The sequence below is a fragment of the Streptomyces albicerus genome, from assembly GCF_008905045.1.
GTDB lineage: Bacteria > Actinomycetota > Actinomycetes > Streptomycetales > Streptomycetaceae > Streptomyces > Streptomyces albicerus.
Genome location: NZ_VWMY01000154.1, coordinates 1 through 10,163, shown reverse-complemented (window position 1 = coordinate 10,163; position 10,163 = coordinate 1). Strand labels below are relative to the sequence as shown.

The window sequence follows — 10,163 nt, the reverse complement described above, 5'->3', positions numbered from 1 at the left end:
GCGGCCAAAACCCAACACGGGCACGGGGGCGAACGGTGATCCCCAACAGTGCAAGTCAAAGAAGCTTTGTGTTACCGCGGGAGGCCGCATCGTGGTGGCGGTGACATGCGGGCCGACGCTGCCAGATACGCGGACGTTCGTACGGCCCGCTGATCCCGCACCAGGCCGCCGGCCAGACGGTGGACGCGGCCATGACGTGGGAGAAACCCCGCCGTGGCCGGGGCGGTCGGCTCCGCGACTTTAGCCAGCCACTTTGGCGCGAGCCTCGAAGATCATGGCCCCAACGTCGTGCTTTAACGGGCAGGTCCACAGACTGCCCGACGCGCCGGAAGCTTACGGGGCCATGATCACTCGCGCCAAAGCAGCTCCCGGCCAAAGTCGCTCCGCCGACCGCGTGATCAAGCGCGGGCGCATACTCACCGGGGTGATCCGCAAAAGGAACTGATAGACCGACCGCGAGGCACTTACAATCTGACGCCATGACCCCATCGGATGATGCGCCAAGCTCGCCCAGCCAAGACGCCAATGCTAGCGACGATTCCACCCAATCCGATGACACGGATTCGAATTCATCTGACGGTAGCGCCTCACCTCGGGGTCAAAGGTCAGAAATCCTAATCGGCCTCACAGGAATCGTGCTTGGCGCGGCAATAGCCGGAGGGTTCTCATCACTTGCAGCATGGCAACAAACCAGGTCGACCGAACAGGTACAGGAATCCCAGACTCTGGAAGAGCACAGGTCAGAGGATCGCGAAAAGCGCGCGGAAGTCTACAGCGATTTTCTCCACTCGTCCGACAAATTCGCCGTCGAAACGAGCAATACAATTTCAAACTGCGCCAAAAAGAACCCTTGCAAATTTGACTGGCGGGCTTGGGATGAAGCTCGATCCGCGTACCAGGGAAGCGTCAACTCTGTGTACGTCTATGGAAGTGATGACGCTGTGCGCGCGAGCCGTGCGGTCTCCGCTTCACTCCCAAGTTCAATATGGGAGCCACCCCCAGCAAGCCCTCACCTTGAATTTAAGGCCGAACAGTTCAGAACCGCCTATAGGGAATTCCAGTTGACAATGTGTCACGAACTACCAGCGATACCACGGGACTCATGCTGAGGGAGCCGCTGAATCCTGGCAGTAGTCGCGCAGCCAGCACCCGTTCACCCATGGCCAATGCGGCCGTCGCACTCGCCAATAGCGATCGGCGGACCATCCGTGGACGAGCATTGCCTAATCGATCAGTTAGAAGCCTGTGACCTGCGCATACGCGCGAAACAGAAGGGCCCTCCGGAGCCGTGCGCGTCACAGCAGCGAGGTGCAGCACGGCACGACGGCCATTTCGCTACATTCGCACGCACGGCGGGGGCACCTCGAACGAACACTCCTGCTCGGCCACCGAGACCCTGCCGGCACACGTTCAATATCCTCAGGAGAGCGTGGTTGCGAGTATCAGCACACTGTCAGTCTCGGTCCACCTCAATGACACCAGGAGGAGCCTCATTTACCGACGCGCTGTCGGCTGATTCATGGGGCCAGGGTCCTAGGTTTTCCCTATTCCAGTCTAGGGCTTCATACATCCGAAACGAGGCAATTTGGAGCGGCAAATGACTAACTTTCCATTCTGCAGCAACCTCCTTGATGGCGGATCTAAAGTCTTCCTGAGTGGGGCGCTCCTCGAACTTTCGCATGGCCTCGAATAGAACTCCGCTGAGAACGCTTACCGGGGGGCTTGTTTCATTTCTATTTGGACTTTTTCCACCTAGATGAGACCGACAAATCTCGCGCCACATAACCGTAAATGGCGAAAGGATTCTCACGTCTGTATAAGCGGTCCAGGCCTCTTTCGGTATCTTCCATGTCAATCTTCTGGGTGACCTTCGGGGGTGCTTACGACCTGCCACCAAGACGGAGCCACGCACGTTGATACGCTTATTCTGGGAATTGTCTAGCTTGCTATGGATCACGCTCCAGTAGTCGAGTAGAAACGTGACGCGGTCGTATGGATCTATGCGTACGACAGTTTCCGCGGTTGCGGTGTCCGATCCATAGTTTTCAAGTTTGAACATTCGCGGCGTAACGAAGTACCCTTTCTTCCCCCTAGTCGAGATCGCTAGGCTTGGGCGGTGAACCGTGATTGCCGTGCGGCCGGGATTTTCGACGACGAGCTGCGCTAGTTCTATATTCTCTTTTGACACTCTCCCAAACTCGCCCGCCTTCATTTTCCATTTTCCGGTATTGTTAGTGGTGAGTCTTGCGTTCGGTTCCCATGTGGCTGCATTTAGGTACACTCGCACTCGACCTCCGTCAAGCATGTGCTTTGATATTTGCCATCCGAGAGCAACGAATGAAACCAGGAAACCGGCTCCGGCTACGACAAGGGCCAAAACTGCTACAGGTATACCGAACAATTCGGGGGCAGAGCTCATTCGGTTATGTTATCGAGGAGGTGGGCGCACGGCAGGAGATTGAGACCATTCGCATGGCTGCCCGGAGAAGTCCGGGGCTCAAGATCTCCGAGTGGGAGGACGACGGCCGGCGACCCTGCCGGTCGCAATGGAGGTGCACAGGACGCCCACTGCCGGGGCTGTTCCGCTGACGTCCTAGACCGTGTGCTACTCAGCAGGCCGCATGGTGTTCAAGACCGTTGAGGAAGCGCGATGTTGCTCGCAGACAGCCCACCAGCTGTCGCCGCCCTTGTCCTCTACGTGAACGCTCCAACACGCTTCCTGACTACATGGAGCGCCCCAAGCACAGCGCTGTTCATGAGATTCTGTGCCAGTAGCGTGCTTCTGTCGATCCCACTTGATCGGTCGCTCTACAAGTTCCACGAGACCAGTGAAGCGTGTCTCTCCGGCCGCCACAGTCGAATGTGTGTCGAAGTTTGATGCTTGTAGACGTTACCCCGGTCATCGCGGCAGGTCAGGACGTCGTTGCGTCGCAAGCACCACGCGCCTTCTAAGCGCTTGGCTGCAGGTTCGAGTCCTGCCCGACGCGCCGGAAGCTTACGGGGCCATGATCACTCGCGCCAAAGCAGCTCCAGGCCAAAGTCGCTACGCCGACCTCGCGTGGGCGGCACAGATCCAGCACCTGGCATCGAGTCGCCCACGGCTCCGTTCGGCCTCGGGTGCTTGTGCCCATTACCCGCACGGCCGCACCGCACGTGCGGCACGCTCCGCACGCTGGTCGACTGAGACAGACAGGCAAGGCAAGGCAACGGAAGGATCAGCTATGGCGGTCATCACGGTGAACGACATCCCCGGGGGCACTCAGGCCCAGTACGAGCAGATCGCCGACAAGGTGACCGGTGGGCGCGGACTAGTCAAGGGCCGTTCGGACTGGCCGGTGCCCGGCCTCATCTCGCACGCCGCCGGGCCCACCCCGACCGGCTGGTTCGTGTGCGACGTCTGGGAATCCGAGGAGGCGTGGCAACGGTTCGCGGACATTCTGGCGCCGTACGCGCAAGAGGTCGGGATGCCGGAGTTCGAGCTCAAGGTGTACCCGGCCTTCAACGTGGTGACCGCGTAACCACCCCTGGAGCGGGCTGAGAACGCGGCAGAAAGCCATACGTGCCCTCTGCGTGCCCGATCCAGCGGCGACCGGTGGGGAGCAACGGGGACCGTCAGCGAACGGCACAGGAACGCACAGGTCAGCATCTCGCCAGATCAGGCCCATCCGTATACGCGATCTTCCAAACTGGTGCTCCGGGGACCAATCGCGCCGATGCTCGACTGGGTCGTTGAGACTCCGCCGACCTCAGTCCAGACCCGCCAGAGTGAGTGACTAACCTCGCGGACTGAGTGACTAACTGCGTGACAACCGGCACGCACAGCGGCGAACGCCCACGGACGCCAACGGATTTGCGATGCAGGCCAGAGGCATGTCAGTATCTGTTCACCGGCCCGGACGGGCCGCCCGCGCGATTAGCTCAGCGGGAGAGCGCTTCCCTGACACGGAAGAGGTCACTGGTTCAATCCCAGTATCGCGCACCAGCCGAAGCCCCCGGCCGTCTCGTACGGCCGGGGGCTTCGTCGTCCGGGACGGTTCAGGACGAGAAGAGCATGCGGCCGAAGCCCTTCTGACGGCGGCCGTGGTGGCCGCCGTAGTGACCGCCGCCGTGCTGGGCGCCCCACGCGGGGGCGGGAGCGGCCGGGTATGCCTGCGGCGCGCCCGGCGGAGGCGGCGCGGGCTGCGACCACTGCGCCTCCAGGCGCGTGAGCGACTCCAGCTCGCCGTAGTCGAGGAATATCCCGCGGCAGCCGCTGCACTGCTCGATCTGGACACCATTGCGGTTGTACGTGTGCATCGGCGCATGGCACTTCGGACACTGCATGCTCGGCTCAACTCCTCGCCGTCGGTACTGCTTCCGCCAGGACAGACTCTGCCCGGCTTCGGTCGGTTGCACCCTACGTCGCGAATCCTCCCGCCAACTCCGGCGAGTGCGCTGCCATTCGGTCACATGCGTCGATCACGGACGTCTCCACCTCGTCCAACGGCCGCTCCGCCGCGACCGCCTTGGCGATGGCCAGGGCCGCGGTCTGTACGGTCAGGGCGCGGGCCGGGACGTCCAGGGCGGGCCAGGGATCGGTGTCCGAGGGGACGGCCGGCCCTGCGGCCTTCTGGTACGCGGTGAGAAAGCGGGTCCACTCCTCCGCCGGGAGGAGACCGCAGGCGAACCAGGCCGCGGGGCGGGCCAGGTCCCAGGCCGGGTCGCCCACGCCCAGGTCGTCGATGTCGATGAGCAGCCAGTCGCCGTCCGGCACGCGCACGAGCTGGCCCAGATGGAGGTCGCCGTGGCACAGCGTGCGCGAGTACGGCATCGGAGCCTCGTCCCGCGCCCAGGCGGGCAGGACCGCCCAGGCGCGCAGCACCGGAGCGGCCGCCGGGTGAGGTCCGGCCGCCCGGAGTCGGGCGATGGCACGGGCCGCCTTCGCCGGGCCGCGCATCGGCGGGAGCCCGGGCGGAAGTACGGACTCCGGTGTCCGATGCAGATGCGCGAGGAGGGTGGCGGCCTCCTCCCAGGGGGCGGCTTCGGGGTTCTCACGGTCCACGGGAGTGCCGTAGGGCCAGAAGGTGACCGGCCGGCCGTGCAATGCGACTGCGTCTGGGCTGAGCGGCGCCAGGAGAACCCCGGCAAGGCCGGGGTGAGCGGCAACAGCCATCCGTGCCGAGAGCTCACCGGGATCGGTGTCGACGGCATGCGCCTTCGCCACGGTGCCGGCATGCCGGACGACAGCGCCGTCGGGCCGGTCGGCCAGCACGGCCGTACCCGTACCGCAGACACAGGTGTCCGATGCCGGGTGCACCGCGGCCCGCACCTTCGCGGTGAGCGCGGGCAGCACGTCTGCGGTCACTCGGGTCCCCCTGAAGTAGTACGCCGCTGGCTCTCCCCGTGAGCGTACGCAGGCGTTTTGGGTCTCTGAACCGCAACCATCAATTGAGGAACCCCAACGGCGAGCAATTTGGTCCGCGAGAGCGGCGCCGGTTCAGGCGCAAAAAAAAGGGGGGCAAAGCAATGCGGGCGCAGCTCCCCAGCTGCGCCCGCATCTTTGCCGTCCGCCGCACCCCCGTCCCCACGGGGTTTCATGGCCGGATGTCCCCGCCCGGACCGCTCTTCCGGGCCTGGGGCGCCGCTCAGCGCCCCAGCATCACGCCCACGGACGACGCCTGTGTGACCACTGCTTCCCAGCCTCCGAAGATGACTACGAGCAGGGTGGCCAGAGGGAGGACCATGGCTGTCGCCACCAGGGGGTGGCGACGGCCGGACCGGCTGGAACCGAACGCGGCGGTGTACGCCTTGCGTCCCTGCGTGCGGATCATCGTCCGCGGTGCCGTGTCCGCCATGGTCCCTCTCCTGACCGTTCTGTTGAAAAGCTCTTGCTGTCTGGCAGCGGCGGGTGTCTGACCTCGGGGGACGAGTGCTGCACCCGCCGCTTGACAACAAATCTATGCGTGGAGCGCGTGCGGGTCGTCATGCCCTCGTACCTATTACCGGGCCTCCCGGAGGATGACCGGTGACCAGGGAACTACTCCCCTGGGTGGAGAAGAGGTCCTAGGTCTCAGGGGTTTCCCGGAGGGGACGTCCGGTCTGTTCCGAGGTGTCCTCCCTGGGGACCGGCTGTTCGACGAGAGCGAGCACCCTGGTGGCCATGAAGCGGGCCGTGCGGACGACGGATCCGCTGCGGGTGACTTCGCTCACTTCGACCACTCCTCTGCGGACCGCCGTCTCCACCCGGCGGCCCGCGCGGCTCGCCACCACCTCGTACGTACGCGTCGTGTCTCCCGCGTCTACGACTATCTCCACGCGATCACCCTTCACGGGCCCAATCCCCCTTCTGCCGCGGATGGTTGGGGATCCGCGCAGCCCAACGCCGCCTGGCTCCCCCGTGCCCTGACCATCTTTCAAGTTTCCCACCCGGCACTGACAATCGATCGGGCCGCGAGGGCGCGGCCTCTGCGCGCACCCGGCCGCGGAAACGTAAGCTGTGGCTCGTCAAACGGACCGGGCAGCGGGGATGGACATGGCGATGATGCGCCTGAGGCGCGAGGACCCGCGTGTCGTCGGCTCGTTCAGGCTTCACCGACGGCTCGGCGCGGGCGGGATGGGCGTTGTCTATCTCGGCTCCGACCGGCGTGGCCAGCGGGTCGCGCTGAAGGTGATCCGGCCGGATCTGGCGGAGGACCAGGAGTTCCGGTCACGGTTCGCGCGCGAGGTGTCGGCGGCGCGGCGGATCCGGGGTGGATGCACCGCCCGGCTGGTGGCCGCGGATCTGGAGGCGGACCGGCCCTGGTTCGCGACGCAGTACGTTCCCGGACCCTCTCTGCACGACAAGGTCGCCGACGAGGGCCCGCTCGGCGCGGCCGAGGTCGCGGCCGTCGGTGCCGCCCTCTCCGAGGGGCTCGTGGCGGTGCACGAGGCCGGTGTCGTCCACCGGGACCTGAAGCCGTCGAACATCCTGCTGTCCCCGAAGGGGCCACGCATCATCGACTTCGGCATCGCCTGGGCGACGGGTGCGAGCACGCTCACGCATGTCGGTACGGCGGTGGGCTCGCCCGGGTTCCTGGCGCCGGAGCAGGTGCGAGGTGCCGCGGTCACGCCGGCCACGGACGTGTTCGCGCTCGGCGCCACGCTGGCGTACGCGGCGACCCAGGACTCGCCCTTCGGGCACGGCAGTTCCGAAGTGATGCTCTACAGAGTGGTGCACGAGGAGCCGCAGCTGCACGGTGTGCCGGACGCGCTGGCCCCTCTCGTACGGGCCTGTCTGGCGAAGGATCCCCAGGAGCGGCCCAGCACACTGCAGTTGTCGCTGCGGCTCAAGGAGATCGCGGCCCGGGAGACGCAGGGGCTGAACGACACGCGGCCGCCCGCGCCCCGCGTGGCCGAGGCCGACCGGCCGACCGGGCGGCTCACCGAGAGCTACCCGGAGCAGCGCACCCAGCGGCGTACGCCGGGCACGCCCTCGCCTCGCGGCAACAGCAGCCCGTCGCGGTCGGGGGCGCGTCCGGCGCCCCCGCGCTCCGGCACGGGCAGTCGGCCCGTGCCGCCCCGCAGCGGGGCGGGGCGTCCGGGGCCGCGGACGACCGGGACCGGGCGGCGGCCCGCCAACCCGCGGCTGTTGCGGCAGCGGCTGTTCGTGTTCGTCGTGGTGACGTTGTTGGTGGCGTTGGGCATCGCGGCGGCGCAAGGCTGCCAGGGGCCCGCTCGGGGGCTTGATCATGAGGGCCCGGGTAACGACGTACGGCAGGAGCAGTCGTACTACCGGAGTGGGATGCATCAGGGCGGGTGAGCGTTTTTCGCCGACTGCGGGCCGTTTGTGGCTGGTCGCGCCCACGCGGCGGAGCCGCACAGTGTCACAGCCCCGCACCCCTGACGGGGCGCCTCAGTCACGGGGACTTTCACGTGCAGGGTGTCTTAACTCTGTGGTCGGCCCGTCGCCACCGCGTAGAACGCCACCGCTGCCGCCGCCCCCACGTTCAGTGAGTCCACCCCGTGGGCCATCGGGATGCGGACCCACTCGTCCGCCGCCACCAGGGCCTGGGTGGACAGGCCGTCGCCCTCCGCTCCCAGCATCAGGGCCACGCGGTCCATCTTGTGCGGGGCCGCCTCGTCCAGGGACTTGGCCTTCTCGTCCGGAGTGAGGGCGAGGAGGGTGAAGCCTGCCTCGCGGACCGTTTCCAGGCTCTTGGGCCAGGTGTCCAGGCGGGCGTAGGGGACGGCGAAGACCGCACCCATGGAGACCTTCACCGAGCGGCGGTAGAGGGGGTCGGCGCAGTCCGGGGAGAGCAGGACCGCGTCCATGCCGAGGGCCGCGGCGGAGCGGAAGATCGCGCCGATGTTGGTGTGGTCGTTGACCGACTCCATGACGACGACCCGGCGGGCCGTCTGGAGCAGGTCGTCCGGTGTCGGCAGCGGTTTGCGCTGCATGGAGGCGAGCGCGCCGCGGTGCACGTGGTAGCCGGTGACCTGTTCGGCGAGCTCGGGGCTGACCGCGTACACCGGGGCGGGGAGTTCGTCGATGACGTCGCGCATGACGTCGACCCACTTGGCGGAGAGCAGCATCGAGCGCATCTCGTAACCGGCGTCCTTGGCCCGTCTGATGACCTTCTCGCCCTCGGCGATGAACAGGCCCTCGGCGGGTTCGCGCTTGCGACGCAGCTCCACGTCGGTCAGGCCTGTGTAGTCGCGCAGGCGCGGGTCGGCGGGGTCCTCGACGGTGATGAGATCGGCCACAGGGGTGATACTGCCTTGTCCTGGGTGTGGTGCCAACGGCTCGGAACGGGTTGGGTTACCCGGGGTTACTCAGATGTCTTCGGCGGGCTGCCCGCGCCCACGGTGACGACCTCGCCGACGACGATGACCGCCGGGGGCTTCACGTCCTCGGCGCGTACGGTCTCGGCGACCGTCGCGAGGGTCGCGTCGACCCTGCGCTGGGCGGCGGTCGTGCCCTCCTGGACGAGGGCCACGGGGGTGTCGGCCGCCTTGCCGTTGTCGATGAGCGTCCGGGCGATGGCGCCGATCTTGTCCACACCCATCAGGACGACGAGGGTGCCGCGGAGCTTGGCGAGCGCCGCCCAGTCGACCAGGGAGCGTTCGTCGTCGGGGGCCACGTGGCCGCTGACGACCGTGAACTCGTGGGCGACTCCGCGGTGGGTGACCGGGATGCCCGCCGCGCCGGGGACCGAGATCGAGCTGGAGATGCCGGGGACGACCGTGCAGGAGATGCCCGCCTCGGCGAGCGCCTGGGCCTCCTCCATGCCGCGGCCGAAGACGAACGGGTCGCCGCCCTTCAGACGGACCACGGACTTGCCCTGCTTCGCGTGCTCGATGAGCGCGTTGTTGATGGCCTCCTGGGCCATGAAGCGGCCGTACGGGATCTTCGCCGCGTCGATCACCTCGACGTGCGGCGGGAGTTCGGCGAGGAGGTCGCGGGGGCCGAGGCGGTCGGCGATGACCACGTCCGCCTCGGCGAGGAGGCGGCGGCCGCGGACCGTGATCAGGTCCGGGTCGCCGGGGCCACCGCCGACCAGGGCGACGCCGGGCGTGCGGGTGCGGTGGTGCGGGGCGACGAGGGTGCCGTCGCGGAGGCCCTCGACGACCGCGTCGCGGATGGCCGCCGTGTGGCGAGGGTCGCGGCCTTTCGCGTTCGTCGTCAGGACGGCCACCGTGACGCCCTCGCTGTGGCCCGTCGCAGGGGTCCAGGCGGTGGCCGCGTCCGCGTCGTCCGAGCGGACGCACCATACGCGGTGTTCCTCCGCCTCTGCCGAGGCCGCGGTGTTCGCCTCGGGGTCGCTGGTGGCGATGAGGGCGTACCAGGCTTCCGCGAGGTCGCCCGGCTCGTACGGGCGCCTTGTCCAGGTCAGCTCGCCCGCGTCCGCCATCGCCTCGACCGAGGGGGTCGCGGTCGGGGAGACGAGGTGGATGTCCGCGCCTGCCGCGATGAGGGCCGGGAGGCGGCGCTGGGCCACCTGGCCGCCGCCGAGGACGACCACGCGGCGGCCGGTGAGACGGAGGCCTACGGGGTAGGCGGGGTTTTCGGCCATGGAGGTGCGGCTCCTCATGCGGGCGGTGCGGCGGGCGCGCTGCTGCTTTGGAGCGGCCCTGACATGCGGATTTTAAGGTGCGGGGTGGTGGGTGGCTTGGGTGGGTGGGGGTTCTTTCCCCAAGCCCACCCC

Annotated in this window: 9 protein-coding genes and 1 tRNA gene; 3 read left to right on the top strand and 7 right to left on the bottom strand. The window is 67.1% G+C overall.

The genetic code is table 11. The annotated features are described in order from the left end of the window. Positions 1-1,453 precede the first annotated feature (1,453 nt). Positions 1,454-2,419: a hypothetical protein gene (locus GAS53_RS53855; RefSeq protein WP_151485143.1), complete on the bottom strand. Its 966-nt coding sequence runs from the start codon at positions 2,417-2,419 to the stop codon at positions 1,454-1,456. An 802-nt stretch (positions 2,420-3,221) separates the two neighbouring features. On the opposite strand from GAS53_RS53855, the gene GAS53_RS53850 reads away from it, so the two are divergent. Next, the gene (locus GAS53_RS53850) at positions 3,222-3,518 is read left to right on the top strand and encodes a hypothetical protein (protein WP_151485142.1); all 297 of its coding nucleotides are present in this window, start codon (positions 3,222-3,224) and stop codon (positions 3,516-3,518) included. A 389-nt stretch (positions 3,519-3,907) separates the two neighbouring features. Continuing rightward, a tRNA-Val gene (locus GAS53_RS53845) sits at positions 3,908-3,982 on the top strand. Between the two features lie 53 nt (positions 3,983-4,035). On the opposite strand, the gene GAS53_RS53840 is transcribed toward GAS53_RS53845, so the two are convergent. The 4 genes from GAS53_RS53840 to GAS53_RS53825 all read right to left on the bottom strand — a co-directional run bounded on the left by GAS53_RS53840 (position 4,036) and on the right by GAS53_RS53825 (position 6,309). Then, on the bottom strand, positions 4,036-4,323 hold the full coding sequence (locus GAS53_RS53840; protein WP_151485141.1) for a TFIIB-type zinc ribbon-containing protein: 288 nt from the start codon (positions 4,321-4,323) through the stop codon (positions 4,036-4,038). A gap of 73 nt (positions 4,324-4,396) precedes the next feature. Further along, positions 4,397-5,344 (bottom strand): aminoglycoside phosphotransferase family protein, encoded by a 948-nt coding sequence (locus GAS53_RS53835; RefSeq protein ID WP_151485140.1) that lies wholly within the window; start codon positions 5,342-5,344, stop codon positions 4,397-4,399. 280 nt (positions 5,345-5,624) lie between these two features. Beyond that, positions 5,625-5,834: a hypothetical protein gene (locus tag GAS53_RS53830; protein WP_151485139.1), complete on the bottom strand. Its 210-nt coding sequence runs from the start codon at positions 5,832-5,834 to the stop codon at positions 5,625-5,627. A gap of 208 nt (positions 5,835-6,042) precedes the next feature. Next, positions 6,043-6,309, bottom strand: a complete 267-nt coding sequence (locus GAS53_RS53825; protein WP_151485138.1) for a hypothetical protein — start codon at positions 6,307-6,309, stop codon at positions 6,043-6,045. 196 nt (positions 6,310-6,505) lie between these two features. Between GAS53_RS53825 and GAS53_RS53820 the strand changes: the two genes are divergently transcribed. Further along, complete coding sequence (locus GAS53_RS53820; RefSeq protein ID WP_192583714.1) at positions 6,506-7,777, top strand: serine/threonine-protein kinase; 1,272 nt, start codon at positions 6,506-6,508, stop codon at positions 7,775-7,777. Between the two features lie 125 nt (positions 7,778-7,902). Here GAS53_RS53820 and GAS53_RS53815 read toward each other — a convergent pair whose 3' ends face one another. Both GAS53_RS53815 and cobA read right to left on the bottom strand, forming a co-directional pair. Next, complete coding sequence (locus tag GAS53_RS53815) at positions 7,903-8,721, bottom strand: TrmH family RNA methyltransferase (RefSeq protein ID WP_151485136.1); 819 nt, start codon at positions 8,719-8,721, stop codon at positions 7,903-7,905. Positions 8,722-8,786: 65 nt separating this feature from the next. Continuing rightward, positions 8,787-10,031, bottom strand: a complete 1,245-nt coding sequence (cobA, locus tag GAS53_RS53810) for a uroporphyrinogen-III C-methyltransferase (RefSeq protein WP_151485135.1) — start codon at positions 10,029-10,031, stop codon at positions 8,787-8,789. Between the last annotated feature and the right edge of the window lie 132 nt (positions 10,032-10,163).

Excerpts from the sequence above, each read along its gene's own strand:
- GAS53_RS53830 (WP_151485139.1), bottom strand. The coding sequence starts at position 5,834 with ATGGCGGACACGGCACCGCGGACGATGATCCGCACGCAGGGACGCAAG.
- GAS53_RS53850 (WP_151485142.1), top strand. The coding sequence starts at position 3,222 with ATGGCGGTCATCACGGTGAACGACATCCCCGGGGGCACTCAGGCCCAG.
- GAS53_RS53820 (WP_192583714.1), top strand. The coding sequence starts at position 6,506 with ATGGACATGGCGATGATGCGCCTGAGGCGCGAGGACCCGCGTGTCGTC.
- GAS53_RS53840 (WP_151485141.1), bottom strand. The coding sequence starts at position 4,323 with ATGCAGTGTCCGAAGTGCCATGCGCCGATGCACACGTACAACCGCAAT.
- GAS53_RS53855 (WP_151485143.1), bottom strand. The coding sequence starts at position 2,419 with ATGAGCTCTGCCCCCGAATTGTTCGGTATACCTGTAGCAGTTTTGGCC.
- cobA (WP_151485135.1), bottom strand. The coding sequence starts at position 10,031 with ATGGCCGAAAACCCCGCCTACCCCGTAGGCCTCCGTCTCACCGGCCGC.